At 40.6% G+C, this 22996-nt stretch carries 16 protein-coding genes; 2 read left to right on the plus strand and 14 right to left on the minus strand.

The window, feature by feature from the left end; genetic code table 11:
• Positions 1–26 precede the first annotated feature (26 nt).
• Positions 27–1400: a beta/alpha barrel domain-containing protein gene (locus BUF11_RS15080; protein ID WP_073589693.1), complete on the minus strand. Its 1374-nt coding sequence runs from the start codon at positions 1398–1400 to the stop codon at positions 27–29.
• Between the two features lie 320 nt (positions 1401–1720).
• On the opposite strand from BUF11_RS15080, the gene arcC reads away from it, so the two are divergent.
• On the plus strand, positions 1721–2653 hold the full coding sequence (gene arcC, locus BUF11_RS15085; RefSeq protein WP_073589694.1) for a carbamate kinase: 933 nt from the start codon (positions 1721–1723) through the stop codon (positions 2651–2653).
• Positions 2654–2738: 85 nt separating this feature from the next.
• Here arcC and BUF11_RS15090 read toward each other — a convergent pair whose 3' ends face one another.
• Positions 2739–4532 (minus strand): heme NO-binding domain-containing protein, encoded by a 1794-nt coding sequence (locus BUF11_RS15090; protein ID WP_073589695.1) that lies wholly within the window; start codon positions 4530–4532, stop codon positions 2739–2741.
• Positions 4533–4702: 170 nt separating this feature from the next.
• Between BUF11_RS15090 and asnB the strand changes: the two genes are divergently transcribed.
• Entirely contained in the window at positions 4703–6556 is a 1854-nt protein-coding gene (asnB, locus tag BUF11_RS15095) for an asparagine synthase (glutamine-hydrolyzing) (RefSeq protein WP_073589696.1), read from the plus strand.
• A gap of 97 nt (positions 6557–6653) precedes the next feature.
• Here the strand turns inward: asnB and BUF11_RS15100 are convergent, their stop codons facing one another.
• The 12 genes from BUF11_RS15100 to BUF11_RS15155 form a co-directional block, all read right to left on the minus strand.
• On the minus strand, positions 6654–8354 hold the full coding sequence (locus tag BUF11_RS15100) for a methyl-accepting chemotaxis protein (RefSeq protein WP_073589697.1): 1701 nt from the start codon (positions 8352–8354) through the stop codon (positions 6654–6656).
• Between the two features lie 174 nt (positions 8355–8528).
• Complete coding sequence (locus tag BUF11_RS15105; protein WP_073589698.1) at positions 8529–9434, minus strand: MetQ/NlpA family ABC transporter substrate-binding protein; 906 nt, start codon at positions 9432–9434, stop codon at positions 8529–8531.
• 2 nt (positions 9435–9436) lie between these two features.
• Positions 9437–10129: a methionine ABC transporter permease gene (locus BUF11_RS15110; protein WP_073589699.1), complete on the minus strand. Its 693-nt coding sequence runs from the start codon at positions 10127–10129 to the stop codon at positions 9437–9439.
• Entirely contained in the window at positions 10129–10944 is an 816-nt protein-coding gene (locus BUF11_RS15115) for a methionine ABC transporter ATP-binding protein (RefSeq protein WP_073589700.1), read from the minus strand. The genes BUF11_RS15110 and BUF11_RS15115 overlap by 1 nt, the downstream gene beginning before the upstream one ends.
• A 324-nt stretch (positions 10945–11268) precedes the next feature.
• Positions 11269–14805 carry a pyruvate:ferredoxin (flavodoxin) oxidoreductase gene (gene nifJ / locus BUF11_RS15120; RefSeq protein ID WP_073589701.1) on the minus strand — a complete coding sequence of 1179 codons (3537 nt, stop codon included), beginning with the start codon at positions 14803–14805 and terminating at the stop codon, positions 11269–11271.
• Between the two features lie 142 nt (positions 14806–14947).
• Entirely contained in the window at positions 14948–15142 is a 195-nt protein-coding gene (locus BUF11_RS15125; RefSeq protein ID WP_073589702.1) for a CDIF630_02480 family spore surface protein, read from the minus strand.
• 224 nt (positions 15143–15366) lie between these two features.
• Complete coding sequence (locus BUF11_RS15130; RefSeq protein ID WP_073589703.1) at positions 15367–18288, minus strand: EAL domain-containing protein; 2922 nt, start codon at positions 18286–18288, stop codon at positions 15367–15369.
• 205 nt (positions 18289–18493) lie between these two features.
• Positions 18494–19252 (minus strand): tRNA threonylcarbamoyladenosine dehydratase, encoded by a 759-nt coding sequence (locus BUF11_RS15135; RefSeq protein WP_073589704.1) that lies wholly within the window; start codon positions 19250–19252, stop codon positions 18494–18496.
• A 67-nt stretch (positions 19253–19319) separates the two neighbouring features.
• Entirely contained in the window at positions 19320–19958 is a 639-nt protein-coding gene (locus tag BUF11_RS15140; RefSeq protein ID WP_073589705.1) for a DUF3793 family protein, read from the minus strand.
• 157 nt (positions 19959–20115) lie between these two features.
• Positions 20116–20634: a peptide-methionine (S)-S-oxide reductase MsrA gene (gene msrA, locus BUF11_RS15145; RefSeq protein WP_073589706.1), complete on the minus strand. Its 519-nt coding sequence runs from the start codon at positions 20632–20634 to the stop codon at positions 20116–20118.
• A gap of 51 nt (positions 20635–20685) precedes the next feature.
• Entirely contained in the window at positions 20686–21363 is a 678-nt protein-coding gene (locus BUF11_RS15150; RefSeq protein ID WP_073589707.1) for a GntR family transcriptional regulator, read from the minus strand.
• 10 nt (positions 21364–21373) lie between these two features.
• Positions 21374–22981 (minus strand): mannitol dehydrogenase family protein, encoded by a 1608-nt coding sequence (locus BUF11_RS15155; RefSeq protein WP_073589708.1) that lies wholly within the window; start codon positions 22979–22981, stop codon positions 21374–21376.
• Positions 22982–22996: the final 15 nt, after the last annotated feature.

A 22996-nucleotide genomic window follows, 5' to 3' on the forward strand; every position in this document is an offset into this window, starting at 1 on the left:
TCTATTGGTTTTGTAATTTTGTTCCCTTATTTTTCCTTGATCTCATTAATAACTGCTATAAGCTCCTCATCGGTTATAACTGTAACACGTCCGCCGTCATATTCTTTATCAACCCATTCCTTTACTTTAACAACCAACGGATCATTCTTATCGACAGCTTCGCTTCCTTTGAGCCTAAAATAGCTGTTAATCCAGTGAGCAATTCCTGCAAGACCTGATGTATTGGATACTGACACTAATACGGGTCTGTTCAAAAATTTCTCTGTATCAAATATATTATATATTTCTTCATTTTTCAATAGCCCATCCGCATGAATTCCGGCTCGGGTTACGTTGAAGTTCTTTCCGACAAAGGGAGTTCTCTGGGGAATCTTATACCCTATTTCCCTTGTAAAATACTCTGCAAGTTCGGTAATTACCGTTGTATCCATTCCGTCCAGGGTTCCTTTTAGCTGCGCATATTCAAATACCATGGCTTCTAATGGTGTATTCCCGGTACGTTCGCCAATACCAAACAGGGAACAGTTTACCCCACAGGCACCATAGAGCCATGCGGTAGTAGAATTCGTAACTGCCTTATAAAAATCATTGTGCCCATGCCATTCCAGTAACTGTGAAGGGATACCGCCATGGGTGACAAGGCCATAAATAATTCCCTGAACCGATCTTGGAATTACTGCACCTGAAAAATTAACTCCATATCCCATAGTATCACAAGCCCTTATCTTAACCGGAATCTTATACCTTTCTCCCAACTGCATAAGTTCCATGCAAAATGGAATAACAAATCCGTGGATATCCGAACGGGTAATATCCTCTAAGTGGCATCTTGGAGCAACACCTGTTTCAAGACATTCCTGGACAATGTTTAAATAATGGTTCATGGCCTCTCTTCTTGTCATCTTCATCTTATAGAAGATATGATAATCAGAGCAGCTTACCAGGATTCCGGTCTCCTTCATTCCGATATCCTTGACCAATTGGAAATCTTTTTTACTGGCTCTGATCCAAGAGGTGACCTCCGGAAACTGGTAGCCCTTCTCCATGCATTTGTATACTGCATCCCGGTCCTTTTTACTGTAAAGAAAAAATTCACTCTGCCTGATAATTCCTTTCGGTCCTCCAAGCCTGTGAAGATAATCAAATATCGTAACAATCTGTTCTGTAGAATAAGGAGCCCTGGACTGTTGTCCATCGCGGAAGGTAGTATCCGTTATCCATATTTCTTCCGGGAAATTATGAGGTACTATTCTGTCATTGAAAGCTATTTTGGGTATCTCATCATAGGGAAATAAATTCCTGAAAACATTTGGCTGTTCTACATCAACGAGAGTATATAGATGCTCTTCCAGTTGAAGCAGATTATTGTGGCGGTTCATAAATACTTTCCTGTTTTCCATCGCTTCACTCCTCATTCCTTTATATCTTAAGTCATTATTTTGCCTTATTGTATACAATTATACTTGTGTTGTCAAGTACAGATTTTTCAATGCAATTAGATGATGTGTCATCACGTTACCATATTAAACTATCATATTTTTACTCGAAACGCAAGAAATCATTTATTGTAATTTATTATGAATAGTAATAAGTTTTATTAACAGTTCTTTTCGCTTTTCTTTTTTTGGGAAATATAATATAATAAGGGCATCTATCATTTTGCAGAAGCTTAAAAAGACCAGTGCTTCTGCTACTAATTCTTTAGAAAAGAGGTACTGTTATGCCAAAGAAGAGAATAGTCGTTGCCTTGGGCAGAAATGCTTTCGGCGAAACGTTTCCTGAACAGCAGAAGGCAATTAAAAAGGCAGCAGGAGCAATTGCGGATTTGGTTGAAGATAATTATGATATTGTTATAACTCACAGCAATGGTCCCCAGGTGGGCATGCTCCATACTGCCATGACAGAATTTGCGAGGCTGGATAACCACTATACAGTGGCTCCCATGCCTGTATGCAGCTCCCTAAGTCAGGGCTATATGGGATATGACCTTCAGAACATACTCCGTACGGAATTATTAAACAGAGGCCTTTACAAGCCGGTTGCCACCATCATCACACAGGTAAAGGTAGACCCCTTTGACGAAGCCTTTGCAAATCCCACCAAAATCATAGGACGGTACATGTCCGAAGAGGAAGCCGAAAAAGAAAAAAAGAAGGGGAACCATGTTATAAAAGAAGAAAAGGGATACCGCAGAATCATTGCTTCTCCCAAGCCCCTTGAAATCTATGAGATTGATTCCATCAATGCTCTGCTGGCAGCAGGCCAGGTGGTAATTGCGGCAGGCGGCGGGGGCATTCCCGTACTGGAACAGGGTACTGTCTTAAAGGGTGCAAGTGCAGTAATTGAAAAGGATGCCACCAGTGCATTGCTTGCCGAAGCAGTAGGTGCACAGGTGCTTCTGTTCCTGACAGGCGTGGAGAAGGTTTCTTATGCCTATGGCCAGGCGAATGAGCATCCATTGGACACACTGACTGTCTTGGAAGCACAGGAATACATGAAAGATAATATATTTGAAGCAGGTTCCATCCTGCCTAAAGTTGAGGCTTCCGTTAAATTCATATCCGGCGGTGATGACAGAAAAGCTGTCGTTACCCACATCAGCAAAGCTCTCGATGCCATACACGGAAAGACCGGAACCCATTTTATCAAATAACATCTTCAAAACTATATAAAAAAGACCTTAGCATCTTAAGAGACATTCTCTCCTAAAGTGCTAAGGTCTTTTATTAATTCATAATTTATATAATATAGTTGCTTAAATCTTCCTGGAAATTCTGTATCATGGTATCAAATACTGTAATTTGTTCCGTAAGCTTTTTAATCTGCTCTACATAAACGGTTACGTTGGAATTTGCCTCCTGGGTGGATGCGGAATTTTCCTCTGCAATGGCCGCCAGGTTCTGGATACCATCAAAAAGTACGGTTATGTTATCTGCCTCTGATTTTAATTCCGTGGAATTCTTAATGAGAAATTCGGATACCACTTTCAGATTCTGGTTCATCTGGCTGGACTTCATAACGGCATTTGTCAGCTTGGTATTCTCACTTTCCAATACCATGTACTGGGTGTCTATGCCCTCTACCACAACACCGATACTGGAAGCAAAGTTCATAAGGCTTTCGTTTATCTGCTTTACTGCCTGGTTGGTTTCTTCCGAAAGTTTTCTGACCTCTTCTGCTACAACGGTAAAGCCTTTTCCTGCTTCTCCTGCCCTTGCTGCTTCAATAGATGCATTTAAAGCCAGCAGATTTATCTGCTTTGCAATTGCAGCTACAATCAATACGATTTGAGTGATATCATCTGCATTGTTCTTTAAATCCGTACTTTCCTTTTTGATGTTGCTAAAGCTGTATAAAACATTCGTAATCTGTCCAGCCGTAGCCTGTACATTCTCAAAGCTTTCCTCAATACCGGTAACTGCCTCTTCAATCTGTGTTTTATTCTTCTGTCCATCATTGGAAATACCTGTTACATTCTGAACGCTTCCGTCCAGGATGGTTATGGCCTTTGTGGTATCCTCTGCCTGGGTAATGGCAGCCTGTGCAACCTGGTCAAGAACAGCTGTGATATCGTCCGAGGTATTCTTCATGGTTCCGGCAATCTCTGAAACTGACTTATTAAAGGTGTACAATTCGTCTACAATTGCATTAAAGCCAATGAAATCCTTCTGGATATTTCTCTTGATTTCATTTATCTGCTCCATATAGGTTTCATATTCATCCCCTGATTCTAAAACAATGGACTCTACAAATTTACGGCCGCTTAGGTTTTTAAGTTCCTGTATAATCATCTTTTTCGGACGGTTTAAGAGACCACTTGACAATACTGAAATTACGAATGCCACCGCAGCTATTACCACTGTTTTTAGCCAGCCCTCTGATAATAAAAGAGAGGAAGCAGCAACAACTACCGTATTGACAACTGCAGCTTTTGCACCTGTATTTTTTATAAAGCCTAAAGATAGGAGTTTGTTGATACGGTACTTTTTAGTAGACTGGATTTCCTTCTCAAAGGTTATTTTTAACTGTGTTTCTTCTTCCTTCTGATACAGGATTTCAATATTGGCGTTTTCATTAAAATGCTTGATAGCGCCTTGTGTCAAACCAATAAGATAGTCAACCATTCCTCTTTTAGAACGGTATGTAAATAATATTTCATGGGAAGAGATGGGAACTACATCAAGGAGGGGAGGCTTTGCTCCTCGGAAACGCTTCATTACTATTATATGGACATCATTCATAGATTTCAGGAACTGGTAAGCAGATTCATGACGGAAAAATCCCGGGTAGTTCTTGCTGAAGGTTTTTATATTCTCTTCACCCATGGTATTCCAAATTTCTTTTGTTGTTTTGCCTAACTGGTTTCCGATATGATCGACAATTCCTCTTGCTACTCTGTCTTCAACGTCCTCAAAGGGCGTAAATATATGGTCATTCGAAAGGTTAAAATTCTTCAAAGCATTATTTACAACCTCATTGCCATACAATTTTCTGCAGGATTGCACCCAGGATGAAACAACTGTACCTTTCATAAATTTCCTCCTTAAAAAGATATTTTATTCTCAAATATAGCACATTTCCCTATTTTATCCGAATAACTCCTTTCATTATAAAACATCTTTTTCAGAAACACAATATGGCAAAGTATCATACTTTTTTGTTATGCATAGAATAACTATTATGATTAAGGATGGTGGCAAAATTGTGCGGTATAGCAGGTTTTTGCAGCTTCAAGGAGAATTACACCAGCAGATCCGCTAAATGGCAGAATATTCTGGCAAATATGAAAAACTGTATTAAGCACAGGGGTCCTGATGAAGATGGATACATGCTGGATGAACATACCGGTTTTGCCCATGCCAGGCTCTCCATTATCGACCTGACAAACGGCAAACAGCCTATGAGCAGAAAGATTGGGAACCGGTTATATACGATTATATATAACGGTGAACTCTATAATACCGCCGAATTACGGGAGAATTTAGAGCTTAGGGGATGGCGCTTTCAGACCACCAGCGATACAGAGGTTATTTTGGTGGGAATTATTGAGTACGGAAATGACTTTGTAAAGGAATTAAACGGTATCTTTGCATTTGCTATCTGGGACTCCTATAATGAAACCCTAAGCATCTTCAGGGACCGCCTGGGAATAAAACCTCTTTTTTATACCGTAACAAATTCTGTCTGCGTGTTTGGCTCGGAATTAAAAGTGCTCTTTGAATATCCCGGAATAAGCCCCATAGTTGACCGTGACGGTCTTTGTGAGGTATTTGGCCTTGGTCCTGCCAGAACTTATGGAAACGGCGTATTTAAAGACTGCAAAGAAGTCCTTCCGGGCTACTATAATGTGTATACCCGTGACGGCATGAAAATGTACCAATACTGGAAACTGACCAGCAGGCCCCACACGGATTCCTACGAGGAAACCATTGAAAAGACCGCCTTCTTGCTAAAAGATTCCATTATAAGACAGATGGTATCGGATATTCCTATCTGCACCTTTCTCTCCGGCGGTGTTGACAGCAGTATTGTAACCGCAGTCTGTGCCAGTGAGCTTAGTAAAAGAGGGGAAAGACTTAATACCTTCTCCTTCGACTTTGCCGGTAATGATAAATATTTTAAGGCAAATGATTTTCAGCCCTCCAGAGACCGTCCTTATGTAGATTTAATGGTGAAACATTTCAACACTAATCACACTTATTTAGAATGTGATAATATCAAGCTTGCGGATGCCCTGTATAAAGCAGTGGATGCAAAGGATCTGCCCGGTATGGCAGATGTGGATTCCTCCTTGCTGTACTTTTGCAGCGAAGTAAAAAAATATAATAAAGTTACTCTAACCGGTGAATGTGCCGATGAAATCTTTGGCGGGTATCCCTGGTTTCACAGTAAAGAAGCCTTTGAAGCCCATGCCTTTCCCTGGTCCAGAAATATTCTCCCCAGAACGCAGCTATTAAAGGATGACCTTCTGAAGGATCTTAATCTTGAGGATTACATCAATAAAACCTACGAAGCTTCCGTCTCTGAAACTCCAAAACTTTCCTCTGAAAGCCCGGAAGAGAGCAGGCGCAGAGAAATCTCTTATCTTAATATTAAATGGTTTATGGCAACTCTTTTAGACCGCATGGACAGAACCAGTATGTTTTCAGGCCTGGAAGCCAGGGTCCCTTTGGCAGACCATAGAATACTGGATTATGTCTGGAATGTCCCCTGGGATATCAAATGCCGGAATGGCGTAGTAAAGCATCTGCTCCGGGAATCTGCCAAAGGTCTTCTTCCGGATGAAGTACTCTACCGCAAAAAAAGCCCCTATCCCAAAACCTATAATCCCCACTATGAAGGTATCCTTGCTGACCGCCTTGGAGAAATACTAAAAGATCCTTCCTCTCCTATTAACCGGTTAGTCGATAAGCAAAAAATCGCAGACTTTCTCTCCACTCCTTCCGATTATGGAAAGCCCTGGTTTGGCCAGTTAATGGCAGGTCCGCAAATGTTAGCTTATCTTCTGCAGATTAATTATTGGCTTGATAAGTATAAGATTACACTTGCCATTTAAAATACTTAGATTAAAAAGAGCTTCTAAGATTAGAGTGCTGCCGTTTGTTAACACACTCTTTTCTTAGAAGCTTTTTTATTAAAAGCGTTTCATGCCGTTAGGCTTTTACCTTAAAGAAAGCAATTAATTTATTTAAGGTATCTGCGCTTTTCTCATTTAACTTTACCTGCTCTAAAACCTCCGCGGTTTTTTCAGCAATGGAAGAAGATTTTTCAGCAATATCGGAAGCTCCCTTTGCTCCTTCATTGGTCGCCAGTGTTACCTCTTCAATGGCAGTCCTTATATATTGTATGGATTGCTTTAACTTTTCTGTTGTATCTGTTAGCTCTGATACCATCCCTTCGACGGTATTAGCATCCATATCATACTGTTCTCCGATACGGACCGTATTTTCATAGTCCTTGATCACCTGATTATCCACAAAGTTTAAGATATTCTGTGAATCCATTACCAATTCTTCCACCGCATCTGCTACCAGAGAGGAGATTGATTCTATCTTTGAAACAGCTGCCTTGGAATCCTCTGCTAATATACGAATCTGCTCTGCAACAACCGCAAATCCTTTTCCGGCTTCACCTGCTCTGGCAGATTCAATGGATGCATTGAGTGCCAAAAGGTTCGTCTGGGACGTAATGGAGAGAATTGTCTGGGATAAAGACTTGATTTCTTCAATTGCCTTTGTCTTTTCTATGGAATTTCTAAGCTTCTTATTGGCAGCATCATATGCTGTAACTGCTGTCTGCTGGGAGCCTAAAGCCGATCGCTTTAATCCGTCTGCTCTTCCTTTGATCTGCACGGATACCGTAAGGCCATTTTCCAGCTTCTCTGCTACGGAAATAATCTCACCTTCTATATCTCCTGCCGTATTGCTGATTTCCTGAACAGATGCGGCTGTTTCTTCCATTCCTGCTGAGAGTTCCTCTGTTGTGGCAGAAATATTTTCAATATCATCATAAACATTGTTAGCGCTGGTTACCATGCCATCAATGGATTCCTTTATCTTTCTGCTTTCAGTATGAATATTCTCCAATATTTTCAGTATGTTCTGCTGCATACGGGTAAATGAACGGTTGATATCACCGGACTCATCACGCCGCAGCATCTGCTTCTCCGAAAAGATTCCCGTCAGATCGCCTTCTTCTATTTTGGACATGCTTTCTTTGATCTTAGAGAAACTTTTGGATATAAAATGCCCCAATATGTAAGAAACCACAAATCCCGCTACCAGCATTATTCCAAGTATTGCAATGATATGAACTGAACTGCTTAGCAAATGTTTATCGATATCCTTTGTATAAATACCGTTAAACCACATACCAACTACATTGTTATTCTCATCCAGTATAGGTACATAATAGGCATAAGCTTCTTTTTTCAGGATGACTGCTTTATCGGAATATATTTTTTTATCCTTAATTACAGTCTCGGCAACATTATCAGCTGCCTTCGTCCCAACTACCCTGCTGCCGTCAGCATCCTTTATTGTTGTTACCGCCCTGGTATCTCCTGCAAAAAGAGTATACATTACTCCTGTTTCCTGGGATAACTTATCCAGAAGTTCTGTATTGTCATTCATCAGGGTATCTCCCTTATAAATCTTGTCACCATCTGTATGCCACTGCCCCGGTATCTCACTGTCCAAAAGAAGCAGCCCGCTGGCAGAGTTGCTGGCCAGTCTTTCCTTAATCTCCTCCAGTACTACATCCTTAACCGTCATTCGAAAGAAAATACCTACAGTCGCAATAAAGCAAAGTAACACCGCTGCTGCTGCAATTGATATCTTATGTTTTATCTTCATAAACCGTCTACGCTAATATCCTAACGTTTTTCCTTTCATAGATTTTTGCTATGCACCTATTATACCTCGGTACAGGTGACAAAACAATCCTTAAAACGATAAAATGCAGCCGGATTTATGCAAATTCCGACTGCACTGTATATTATCTTAGTATTTCTTTCTTTTCTTCTTTCTTTAAAATACCGGCACTACTGCTCCCTGCCATTTATCCTCAATGAATTTCTTGGTTTCTTCCGAGGTAACCGCTTTGATAAGAGCTTTTGTCTTATCGGATTCTTCATTTCCTTCTTTTACTACGATTACATTTGCATATGTTTTTGCTGCATCTGAGGAAGCATCTTCTACTAACAGGGCATCCGTTGAAGCGGAAAGTCCTTCGCTTAAAGCATAATTTCCGTTAATAACAGCAGCATCCACATCCTGTAATACCTTTGCAGTCTGTGCGGCTTCAATTTCAACAATCTTTAGCTTTTTAGGATTTTCAGTAATATCCTTTATAGTAGCGTCCAGTCCGATATTTTCCTTTAATTTAATAAGACCTGCTTTTTCTAATAAAAGTAAAGCTCTTGCTTCATTAGTGGTATCATTGGGAACTGCAATTTGCGCTCCTTCAGCCAGGGCATCAAGAGTCTTTGTCTTGCCGGGATAAATTCCAAGAGGCTCAAAATGTACGTTTGCCACTGCCTTTAAATGTGTACCGTTCTTGGAATTGAAATCATCAAGATAGGGTACATGCTGGAAGAAGTTAGCATCCAGGCTTCCGTCCTCAGTAGCTACATTAGGCTGTATATAGTCGGTATACTCAACTACCTTAATAGAATATCCCTGTTCTGCAAGAGAATTCTTCACTGCATCGGAATTTAAAATGGTGGCATGAGGTTCAACAGTAGCTCCAACTACTATTTCTGTTAATTCTTTCTGGTCTGCTTTCTGATCATCAGAAGTTGTTTCTTTTGTAGGTTCTGCAGTAGGGGTGCTCTCTGATCCGGCCGTATTATTCTTTGTTCCGCAGCCTGCAAGTAAGGTCCCCACCAATAATAAACTTAATACAGATGCTGCCAGTCTTTTCGCTTTTTTCATAATCAATTCTCTCCTTTTCCTCTTTTATCAATCTTCTTGGACAAAAAATGTCCCATACTTTGGATTATCTGAACCATAATGATGAGCAGAATAATAGTTGCAACCATAACATCTGCCTCATATCTGTAGTAGCCGAATCTTAATGCGATATCTCCTAAGCCTCTTCCTCCTACGGCTCCTGCCATTGCTGTGTATCCTACCAGGGTTATCGTTGCAAGTGAAGCTCCCATAATGAGCGAAGGCAATGCTTCCGGAAGCAGTACTTTGTATATTATCTGCAGGGTGTCAGCTCCCATTGCTTTAGCGGCTTCAATCACACCGGCATCCACCTCTCTTAGGGAATTCTCCACCATTCTTCCTACAAAGGGTGTCGCTGCAATGATAAGAGGTACTGTTGCTGCCTCGGGCCCTATGGTAGTTCCCGCTATTATTCTGGTAACAGGCATAACCGCTACCAATAATATAATAAAGGGAATGGATCTGCCTATATTGATGATAAAGCCTAATATACTGTTAAGTACCGGAAGCGGGCGAATCCCGCCTTTTCTTGTTACTTCTGTCAAAATCCCAATGGGAATACCCATTATGTAAGCTGCTGCCACTGAGGCAAAGACCATAAAAAGAGTATCTAAAATTCCTTGAAAAAGCATACTTCCATAGTCGGAATACAACGTCTTTAGTACCTGAATATCCATTATTCTTCCCCTCCCCCTAATAACTGTGCTACAATTTCCGATGAGGTATCACTAAACACCTCTCTGGTATAACCGGAGGCTACAATCTCTGATTTGTCCAGAACAGCAACTTTGTTGCATATCTTTTGCACCACATTCATTTCATGGGTAATCATAATGATGGTAACTTTAGTCTCCTCATTAATCCTCTTTAGCAGCTTTAGTATGGATTCCGTGGTTCTGCTGTCAAGAGCGGAGGTTGCTTCATCACACAGAAGGATGGAAGGATTTGTAGCAAGTGCTCTTGCAATTGCTACCCTTTGACGCTGTCCGCCGCTTAGTTTGGAAGGATATTCATACTTTTTCTCCTCTAAGTCTACCAGCTTAAGTAATTCATCTACCCGTCTTCCTATTTCTTTTTTCTTAAGGCTCCTCTTCTTAAAAAATCCAAGTTTTTTGTAGTCCTCATCGGATATACCGGGAATCTTATAATCCTTTACCCTTGTTATTTCAAGGCCAAAGGCAATATTTTTGCTTACATTCTTTTGCATCAGCAGATTAAAATTCTGAAAGATCATTCCGATTTGTTTCCGAAGAGAGAGTAACTCCCTGCCTTTTTTCTTAGTTATATCCACTCCTTCAATAAGAATGCTTCCTCTGGTAGGCCTTTCCAGCAGATTCAAGCATCTGATAAAAGTACTTTTACCGGCCCCGCTCATTCCTATTATTCCAAAGATATCTCCATCTTCAATTACCAGATTAACGTCATTTAGAACTGTAAGCTTTTTATTCTTAGCAATTGAAAATTCCTTTGTTAACTGTTTTACTTCAATCATACCTTCACCTGTGTTTTGTTTATTTCATACTTTTTTGATATGATTTGTATGAATAATTTATACTACCTTTCTCTTAATTTGTCAATAGCTTCTTTTTTAATATTCAAAAGTTTTTTTGCATCAATATGCAATAACATATGCAGTTATACTATAGCACCCTGCTCTCTGTCAAGTTCTACTGTAATTTTTACGCAACAATCCCATAGAGGAAACTACTGGAAAGAAAGAGTCAGGCTTTTTATCTTAATAGAACATAATTTCCTAAGATAAAAAAACTGCACCATAATACGGTAATAAACCCGCTATGGTGCAGTAAAACAATAATCAAACTTTAAGGTCTGCCAGGGTCCGGTAAGTCAGATAGCGCTCTCTGGCCTGTTCCTCTGCCTTCTTAAACAAATCTTCCGATTCCTTGGGATAAGCCTTTACAAGGGAACTGTAACGCACCTGCCCCATAAGGAAGTCTCTAAAGTTCCCTGCCGGTTCTTTGGAATCCAGAAGAAAAGGATTCTTACCCTCCTTCTTAAGCTCGGGGTTATAACGGTACAGATGCCAATAGCCTGCCTTTACAGCTTCTTTTACTGTCTCCATGCTCTTACCCATTCCCACCTTTATACCATGGCTGATGCAGGGTGAATAAGCAATGATAATGGAAGGTCCTTTATAGCTTTCTGCTTCCTTTATTGCCTTTAACAGCTGGTTGTTATCCGCATGGATTCCTACCTGGGCAACATAGACATTGCCATAGGTCATCATCATTCTCCCCAAATCCTTTTTACCGGATTTTTTACCGGAGGCTGCGAACTTGGCAACAGCTGCCACCGGAGTAGACTTAGATGCCTGACCGCCGGTATTGGAATAGACTTCGGTGTCAAATACCAATACATTGATATCCTCACCGGAAGACATAACCTGATCAAGTCCGCCATAGCCTATGTCGTATGCCCAGCCGTCACCTCCTACAATCCAATGGGAACGCTTAATCAGATAATCCTTTTTCTCAAGAAGCTCTTCTATCAGCTTTTCTTTTTTCTTATCGGCACTTTTATATCCTGACAGCTCCTTTAAGAGCTTCTCACTGGCAGTTTTGCTGATTTCACCGTCTTCTCTGTAGTGAATCCAGTCATTAATCAATTCCTTGAGATTATCCTCGATACCGGTATCTAAGAGTTCTTTCATCAGACACTCTAGTTTGTTACGGATTTGCTTATTACCCAAATACATACCAAAGCCATATTCCGCATTATCCTCAAAAAGGGAATTGGCCCAGGCCGGTCCTCTTCCTTCTCTGTTTGAAGTGTAGGAGGTACTTGGTGCAGATGCTCCCCAGATAGAAGAACAGCCTGTTGCATTGGCAATCATCATCCTGTCACCAAAGAGCTGTGTAATCAGCTTAATATAAGGAGTTTCACCGCAGCCGGCGCAGGCTCCCGAAAACTCAATCAAGGGCTGCTTGAACTGACTCTCCTTTACGCTGTTTCCCAGAGGAAGGTCACTTTTATGACCCACTTCATAAAAGGCATATTTCCAATTGGGAACCTGTGTCCCTGTCTGGGTGTCAATTGGCTTCATAACCAGGGCCTTCTCTTTTGCAGGACAGATATCCGCACAATTGCCGCATCCGGTACAATCCATGGTACTTACCTGTATACGGAAAGAATAATTCTCCAAGCCTTTTCCCGTTGCCTTAATGGCGGTATAGTCCTTTGGAGCATCCTTCATTTCTTCCTCTGTCATCAAAAAAGGCCTGATAACCGCGTGGGGACAAACCAAAGAACACTGGTTGCATTGGATGCAGTTTTTATCAATCCATTCCGGTACATTAACGGCAATACCACGTTTTTCAAAGGCTGTGGAGCCATTTGGGAAGGTTCCGTCCTCTCTTCCGGCAAATGCACTGACAGGTAAGGCATTCCCTTTCTGCTCCTGCATGGGACGCATAATATCACGTACGAATTCCGGTTCCTTCTCTGCTTCTTCCCTTTCTTCTGCAGCATCCTTCCAGCTCTTTGGTACTTTTACTTCATGAATTCCTAATACTCCTTTATCAATGGCTGCATGGTTCATAGCCACAACCTGTTCTCCTTTTTTACTGTAGGAATAGGCTGCCGCATCCTTTAATTTCTTTACAAATACCTCTTCCGGAAGTATATCGATGAGTTTAAAGAAGGCTCCCTGCATTATCATGTTAATGCGGTTGCCAAGGCCAATTTCCGATGCAATGCTTACCGCGTCAATGGTAAAGAACCTGACTGCCTTTTCCGCCAATACTCTTTTAACTCTGGCAGGCAGCATTTCTTCCAATTCCTCATCCTTCCACCGGCAGTTCAGAACAAATATGCCTCCTGGCTTTAAGTCGCTTAGCATATCATATTTATTGATATAAGACTGGTTATGGCATGCCACATAATCTGCATGGTCTACCAGATAGGTGGATTTTATCGGGGATTTGCCAAATCTTAAATGGGACATGGTAATACCGCCGGATTTTTTGGAATCATAGTCAAAATATGCCTGGGCATTATAATCCGTGGAATTTCCGATTATCATAATTGCCTGTTTGTTGGCTCCCACGGTACCGTCCGAACCCAGTCCCCAGAATTTACAGGACTTTCTTCCTTCCGGTTCTGCCAGGAATTTCGGTATCAGGGGAAGAGAAGTTTCCGTAATATCATCTGTAATACCAATCGTAAAGTGGTCCTTTGGATTTTCTGCCTTCAGGTTTTCAAAAACAGCTGTAATGTCGGCAGGTCCTGTATCCTTCGAGCCAAGACCAAAACGTCCGCCAATAATAAGTGGTTTATCCGGTCTGTCCGAAAAGCTGGCACAGATATCCATATAAAGAGGTTCATAAAGTGCTCCGGGCTCCTTTGTCCTGTCAAGCACCGCAATCTTTTTGACCGATTTCGGGATACAGCCAATTAGATGCTTCATGCTAAAGGGTCTGTAGAGGTGTACTTTCACAAGCCCGTATTTTTCACCTTTACTGTTGTGATAGTCAATCGTCTCTTCTATGGTCTGAGTCACAGAGCCCATGGCAATAATAATACACTCGGCATCTTCCGCCCCATAATAATCAAATAAACCGTATTTACGTCCGGTCAATTTTGCCGTTTTCTCCAGGTATTCTTCTACTACAGGAATCAGATTGTCATAAAAACTATTGCTGGATTCTCTTCCCTGAAAATAAATATCCGGATTCTGGGCTGTTCCTCTGGTAACCGGATGATTGGGGGAGAGAGCCCTTTCCCTGAATTCCTTTAAAGCTTCCATGTCCAGAAGGGAAGCATAATCTTCATACTCCAGCGCTTCCACTTTCTGAATTTCATGTGAGGTCCGAAATCCGTCAAAGAAATGTACAAAGGGCAGCCGTCCCTTAATAGCCGCAAGATGAGCAACCGGTGCCAGGTCAATCACCTCTTGTACGGAGCCGCTTGCCAACATAGCACACCCTGTCTGCCTGACTGCCATAACATCCTGATGGTCTCCAAAAATACTTAAGGCATGGGCTGCCAATGCTCTTGCACTGACATGAAAAACACCGGGGAGTAATTCTCCAGCCGTCTTATACATATTCGGAATCATAAGCAGCAATCCCTGAGACGCCGTAAAGGTTGTTGTCAGGGCACCCGCTTGTAAGGAACCATGAAATGCACCGGCAGCACCTGCTTCCGATTGCATTTCTACTACATTTACATTTTGGCCGAAAATATTTTTTCTTCCCTTTGCCGCCCAATCATCGGTAACTTCCGCCATGTTAGAGGATGGGGTTATGGGATATATTGCCGCTACATCGGTAAAAGCATAGGCTGCATAGGCGGCGGCTGTATTACCGTCCACAGTCATTGATATTTTAGACATTTTTACACCCTTTCTATCTTTCTATTTTTTTCATTTTACATTAGCTCACATTGCATAAATCGTCTGCTTGCAGATGATTTACTGCCTCAAATCAGGGTGTGAAACGTTTTTCATTTCACACTATGCATTATTAACTGCAAATTTATAACTGGCTTCCGTTATCGACCCAATTCTTTGCCTTCCCCACTTCGTATTCCGAAGGGATAGACACATTACTGTCGTCTATTATTTTTTCTTCATTGGCCCAGGCTGCTGTTTCTTCACTGTTTGTGGCTTTTACCTTATCCAATCTTTTATTCTGTAACGAGTTTAAGGCGTCTTTTTTTTTCTCCTGCATAGTTTTCTCCTTTTCCATATTGTGATACAGTTATAAATTAACCAAATTGCTTTAAAATATACAAAGATAACCAATTATAGTTGTTCAGAACAAAGAATCCCGCAAGAGGGCTTTTTATGCAATAGGATGTAATTTCCTATTGCATAAAAAAGCTGCTGCAAAGGTCATGGAAATGATCCTTGCGGCAGCTGATTAACCCACCTGTACAAACTTTATTGTACCTTTTATCCTATAAAATTATGATTATATATTTTTTCAATTTCCTGGCTGGCAAGAGGTTTGCTGAACAGATATCCCTGAATAAGGTCGCAGCCGCCTTCCTTCAGTCTGTGATACTGATAGGTCTCCTCAATGCCCTCTGCCGTTATAATCAGGTCCAGGCTGTGCATAAGACCAATCAGGCTGCTCATCACACTGCTGTTATCCAGATTTATAAATTTCTCACACAAAGACTTATCCAGCTTGATTTTGTCCACAGGAATAAATGTGAGATAATTAAGGGAGGAATACCCCGTTCCAAAATCGTCCATGGCAATCCTTATCCCCAGACTCTTTAACTCATTTAAAAATGCCAGTGTATTTTCCGTCTCTTCCACCAGTATGCTTTCTGTAATTTCAATTTCCACATACCTCGAATCTATCTGGTATTCCTCCAGAGTACTGCTTAGGAAAGAAATATACTCCCTGTCACTAAGCTGCTTCCCTGAAAAATTAATCGCAACCGGTTTTAAGGGATATCCTTCATCCCGCCATTTGGCCATTTGCCTGATGGCTTCCTTGGTTACCCATCTGCCGATTTCAATAATTAATCCGCTCATCTCCGCCACTTCAATAAATTTTGCCGGTGATAAATTCCTGTCCTTTAAGCGAAGAAGTGCCTCGAATTCATCAATCTTTCCCGTAACTACATTTATCTGCGGCTGATATACAAGACGCAAGCCATCTTCTCTTAGAGCATCCCTTAAGATATCCTCAATTTCAGCCCTGCTTCTGATATCCTCCATAATCTTATCACTGTAAAACATATGGCTGCCCTTGCCGTTGTCTTTTACGTAATACATAGCAGTATCCGCATTGATCAACAAACGTTCCATATCAGAACTGTCTTTCGGGAAAACAGTCACTCCAATACTGAACTTCACGAAATGTTCTTTTCCCATAAGCCTTATTGGTTTAGCAAACAGTTCTTTTAATTTTAAAAGATAGCCCTCTGCCAACTGTTCATTTTCAGCACCGGTTATCAGTATTAAAAATTCATCTCCGCCAAAACGGTAGGCCCAGACGTTATCAGTTACAATTGTATTTATGCGTTCTGCAATTGCTGACAGCATCCTGTCTCCATAGAGATGCCCCATGGTATCATTAATAACTTTAAAATTATCAATATCAAGCAGAAGTATGGCACCGCAGGATTTTAGCTCCAATTCTGACTTTATCTTATCCATAAAGCTTACCCTGTTTGGAAGATTTGTCATATAGTCATTGCGGGCCAGATAGTTGATATACTCCTCCTGCTCCTTTATTTTCGTAATATCTATCAGCAACCCGTTAAGTGACATTACAGTCCCTTTTAGGTCATGGATTCCTCTGCCGCTAATCATCACCCATCTTTTTTTATTTTCACTGTTATACAGCATAAGCTCCATATAAATCTTATCAGTCTCGCCCTTAATATACCGTTCATATTGTGACAATATATTATCCCGGTCTTCCTCGCATAAAAACTTTTCAAGGAAAATGTCAATATTCTTTATCTGCGCAAGCTGTGGATTAATACTATTTATAAATTCTTCGGATATCGAAAGGGTTCTTAGGGTAACGTCATATTCCCAGACTGCACTGCCGGTACTTTCAACAGCAATGCTGTACTTCTGATTCAGTATTTCGATATTCTCCATATGCCGCTGGGAAAGATCATACTGTCCTCTTAACTCTTCTTCCGATGCTGTCAGTTCTTCATAAGTCTGAACCAGCTCTTCATGGCTTTCCTGTAATAATTTATCCATTTTTCTTCTTCTGATATTATCCGTACTAAGCAATATGATAACCAGAGTAAAAAGAGAAGCTATCACAATAATATTTGCAGTAAGCACCGGGTGCTGCTCAATAAAAGTAGCATTTTTCCCTATTATTGTGGAGTCCTTGGGAAGACTATGTAATGGTATGTTAAATTTTTTTAAAACCTTATAATCAAAGACATAATAATTGGGACTTTTGTAGATAACCGGAAGTGAGTCAACAGGCGTTCCCTCAAAAACCTTTTTAAGAAGATTTGCCGCTTTTTCACCGGAATGATAATAAGAATGCATTTTCCCGCCCAGTATTCCATTGCCGACCCCACCGACCTCTGCCCGGATAATGGGAATACTGGCCGCTTTGCTTAAGATTGCCGAAGCTTCCGGTATGGTCATATTGGCACCTGTTTTATCCGTATACATACTCAAATATAATAAAATAGTATCCTGCCCCAGCTTGCCAACTTGCTCTCCAACCTCTGCAAAGGTATGCTCTGCTACATTTATCTCTTCAAACGCAAGTTCCGGAAATTCATCCTTTAAAGAAATAAACTGATTTTCATCACCGATTCCTGTTAGCGTATTATCAACAATGGCAACAACCTTTTTTGCTTTTTTATTCAGCTTTAATCCCAGACTGATATTATCCTTAATCGAAAGCTCTTCTACGATTCCTGTTATATTCGTTCTCTCTTCTGCCTCTTTGACTCTGTTCATATCATTGACACCAAAAAAGGTTATGGGAATACCAGAGAACAATTCCTGCTGATAATCCATAACAAATTGCAGTGCATAATCATCACCTACAATAATACCATCATAGGCAGGAAGGTCTTCAATCTTATATTGAAGAAGGTCATGGAACAACTTTCTGCTCTGCTCGGTAACAAAACGCTTGGAATCCATATATTCAAAATCAATACTATATTCCTCTTCCGGGAATATTGAACGGATTCCTTTAATCTGATCGGGAACACTTGGAAAATTTTCATTATAAGAGCTTATAAAAAGTATGTTCTTCCCTTGCCTGTCAGTGGCAGAATATGCAGTTAAACTGCTGTACCCCCAACAAATAATCAGCGTCAGCAGTATACAGACTGTAACGTATAATAGCCGCTTTATCTTATGCATAGATTCCCCTCTATTTATTCCACAAACTGTAATTTTACCTATTATAACACATATTGACTGTTTCTGCTATAGTTTACTGTATTTTTCTCAAGGAGCAAATTTTTATATATGAATTGTTTGTCTTTTTGGTAAATTAAATACAATTCAGACTATTTATTAGAGTAAAAAAACTACAGTAACCAAAACAGCATACTGTAGTTTTTATTTATCGTATTCCTGTTATATCCTTTATTACTTCTCCGGCAATTATAAGCCCGGCCACAGACGGGACAAAGGCATTGCTTCCCGGAATCTGCCTTCTCTCGGTACATTTCCTCTGGGCCCCCGGAGGACAGATGCAGTTGCTTCTGCAGCTGATAGACATATCTTCTAACGGCTTCCTGGCAGGTTCCTTGGAATAAACAACCTTAAGTTTTTTGACTCCTCTAATCTTTAATTCTTTTCTCATAACCTTTGCCAGAGGACATACACTGGTTTTATAGATGTCTGTCACCTCAAACATGGTTGGATCTAATTTATTTCCGGCTCCCATGCAGCTTATAATGGGCACACCGCTGTTATCTGCCCTTAAAACAAGCTCAATCTTGCCGGTTACCGTGTCAATAGCATCAACAATATAGGTGTATTCCGAAAAATCATACTGTTCGGCAACCTCCGGAGTATAAAAGGTCTGATGAGTATTTACTACTGCCTCAGGGTTAATCTCCAGTATCCGTTCCTTCATAACTTCAACCTTATACTTCCCCACAGTCTTTCTGGTAGCAATAATCTGACGATTAATATTTGTCAGGCACACTTTATCATCGTCAAAAAGGTCAAAAATACCTACGCCGCTTCTTGCCAGGGCCTCCGCCGTATAACCTCCGACCCCGCCGATGCCAAAAATCGCAACTCTTGCGTTTTTAAGCCTTTCCATACTGTCTTTGCCAAATAAAAGTTCTGTTCTTGAAAATTGGTTTAACATTTCCTGCTCCGTTCTGCAAAATCATAAAAAATGTCGCCATTCGACCTGAATTATGATAGCATTAAACTTAAGCCCTGTCAATTCCTCCTTTTAATTCCGACAGTGGTCTTCCGGAAAAAAATAATTTCATTGCATCCCCTCGTATTCTGGAAAAGACTGCAAATAGTTTTACTGCTTCTTCTGCATTCCGGTAAACCTTCCAATAGCCGCACAGAATATAATTCTCACCGTTATTTCTGATATACTCCTCCACATCAGCTGCCGGATATCCCAGAATAATACCGATTTCATGAGGAAAATCCTTCGTAAGTCCCAGGTTCTTGTTCCGTTGGTATCTGCCATACCTTTCTTTTAAACACTCTAAAGTTTCCTCCGGATAACAGTCATCAAGCTTGTATCCTTTACCCAGAAACAGAGGATTATCTATATTTCTTAGCAGAACCTCATAAAGCAGCACCTTGTCATATACTATTATATAAATATCATTTTCCCCTTCATAAAGTATACGGTATTGACAGCCAAAACTCTCTATTTCCCTTATAAGTGCCTTAAAAAAATTGTCTCTGCTGTCAATATACCTCTTACGGAAACTAACCAGACTGGACGGCTTCATTTTAACAAGGGTGGGCATACAGCAATTGGCCAGAGTAAAAGCCACATAAGAAGAAGTTCTGTCCTCACCCATAATAAAAATATCTTCGCTCATAAAATTCTCCCTAAGTTGTTTATTGATAACCGTTCTCATATAATTGTATTCTGTAAAGGCTTTTACAGTCAACATCATTTTTGAGAACTATTATCAATACTATAGGATTTGTAACTTTTATGAATTTTATGAAATGAAATATTTTATTATCAAGTCTCTATTTTGTTGCCATTCTCGCCTTTTCAAATTTATCAGGTCTAATATGGCAATAGCCATTCGGATTCTTATCCAGGTACTTTTGATGGTATTCTTCTGCCATGTAATAATTTTTTAAAGGCTGTACTTCAATCGCAATGGGCTTATCATATTTTTTCTGCAATTCTTTAAGGGATTCCCTGATTACCGGCAAATCCTCTTCGTCCACATAATAAATCCCGGTGCGGTACTGGCTTCCTTCGTCTGCTCCCTGCTTATTAACAGAGGTTGGATTTATAACGTCATAATAAAGCTCCAGAATAAATGCCAAATCTATTTTTTCAGGGTCATAAACAACATGAACTGTTTCGGCATGTCCTGTATTGTTATTGCATACTTCCTGGTACGTAGGGTTTTCTGTATTGCCGTTGGCATATCCTACGCTGGTATTTGTTATCCCCTGTATGCCGGAAAGATACTTCTCCGTTCCCCAAAAGCACCCTCCTGCGAGGTATATTTCTTTATTTGATATATCAGCCATAATAACTCCTTCTTTCTGCATTATTTGTAGGCTTTATTATAACACAGAAGATTAACTTTTATAATATTCTCCATAATTCTTCCTCAACGTCTCTTCATCAAGCTCATAACGGGAAAGATGCTTTGTTATGACCTCTCTTGCAGTCTGCTTGTCCCTAAGTTTTATAGCCTCCACCAGGGATTTGTGGTCTTTAAGAATCTTAGAGTCCTTTACTACTGTCAGGCTAAGCCTTCTGACTCTGTCAAAATGAGTCATCATTCCCGTCAGTAAATTATAAGTAAATTGTTTCTTGCATATCTTGAAAAGGATTTCATGGAATTCATTATCCAGCTCAAGAAGCTTATTCTCCCAGTCATTCCCCTGGTATACCTCCTGAAGCCTTATATTTTCTTCCAATGCTTTGATATCCTTTTCTTCGGCCCTGTCACAGGCCTCTTCTGCAATGGCTGCTTCCAGCAAAAGCCTTACAAATCTCGCTTCTTCCACCAGATCATGATTTATCAATGAAATATAACTTCCTTTTTGAGGATATATCTCAACTAAATTTATCTTACTTAATTCAATCAGCGCCTCCCTTACAGGCGTTCTGCTAGTGCCAAGTTCTTTTGCCAATTCATTTTCACTTACCAGGCTGCCCGGAACCAGTTCCAAAGATATAATATTGTGCCGGATAACCCTTAAGGCATATTCCCTTGCCGTTTCTTTTGTGTATCTTTCCAGTATTTCCATTTTCCCTTACCTATTCCTGTCTAAGATATTTTTTCAATGTACTGCGGATGGCATGCTGCCCTTCCTTCATTTCACTAAAATAGCCCTCTATCCGTTCTCCCAGGCCTACCTGATACAGATTAACACCAAAGATATCTTCTCTGCCCAATAATTGCTTTAAAAGGTCATGGACATTTTCCTCTTTTCCAAGCTTAACGCCCTGAAACAGAGGGGTAACGGAAACAAGAACCGGGTCTGCACTTAAGGTAAATGGATTTCCTTCATCGTCAATCCCCATCAGATACCGGCACCAGCCAGCAAGAACCAGCGGGATAAAGGTAAGAGAGGCCGCCTTTTTTTTCTCCCCATATGCCTTGATCGTCTCTCCAAAGCGAATGCCTAATTTTTGCGAAGTATCACAGGCTATTCTTTGGGGTGTATCAGGAATGAACGGATTGGGCAGACGTTTTGTTAAAACTTCTGAAAGAAACTGTTCCGGCCTTATGATGCCCGGATCTTTCACTGCCGGCAGCCCTTCTTCATATCCAATCTTATAGACAAGTGCCTTAAGTTCTTCATCCTTCATTTCTTCACTGATTTTTTGATAGCCTAAAAGGCATCCGAATATGGCAAGAGCCGTATGCAGTGGATTGAGGCAGGTGCACACCTTCATTTTCTCTACCTTATCCACAATATCTCTGGTTGTAAATATGACTCCTTCCATCTCCAAAAATGGCCTTCCGCCGGCAAAATCCTCTTCAATAACAAGGTACTGCGGCTTTTCGGCATTGACAAAAGGGGCACAGTAGGTGTTCCTTTCCGTAGTACAGGCCGCAATATCCTCAACCCCTGTGTTTAACAAATATTCTTCCACTTCTTTTGACGGACGGGGTGTAATTTTATCAATCATAGTCCATGGGTAAGTTACTTTCTGTTTCATATACTCTAAAAATCTGGCATCCACCCTGCCGCTTTCTATCCATTTTTCCGTAAGCAGAAGTACCGCTTCCTTTAATCTTGTCCCATTATGAGAGCAATTGTCCATACTCACAAGCGTCAATGGCAATTCCCCTGCCATAAACCTTTCATAGCAAAGCGCCGTAAGTTTCCCCATATAGCTGACTACCTGAAAGGGTCCATGTTCAAAATCTTCAATAACCTCTTTTGTATATTCCCTGTTCCCGTTAATAAGGCTATAACCCTTTTCTGTTATGGTGAAGGAAGCCATCTTAAGGCTCGGTGCCCGAAAGATTTCCGTTAACCTGGACCAATGTGCTGTATTTGCGGTATCCATGCAAAGAGCCTCTGCCACACTGGCAATGACTGTCTTTTCAATGCTGCCGTCAGGATTTAAGGCTGCAAGAATACTTAAATTATCATGTTGTTTATATATCCTTTCAATGATCTCATAATCAAAGCCTTCCGCTACTATAATACCGGTCTTTTGTACTCCTTTGTTTAAAAGTTTCTGGCAGATGCAGGCAGGAAAGGCCCTGAATATGTTTCCGCCTCCAAAGTGAATCCATTCAGGATTATTTCTGGTTTCAAAATGCATTTCTGCAATGTTAAACCAAGGCAGTTCATAGCCTTTCTCCTTCCATATCCCACTTTGCTTTAATTCTTCAAGGTTAAGTTTCATTTAACTATCCTCCTC

It is taken from the genome of Anaerocolumna xylanovorans DSM 12503, from assembly GCF_900143645.1.
GTDB lineage: Bacteria > Bacillota > Clostridia > Lachnospirales > Lachnospiraceae > Anaerocolumna > Anaerocolumna xylanovorans.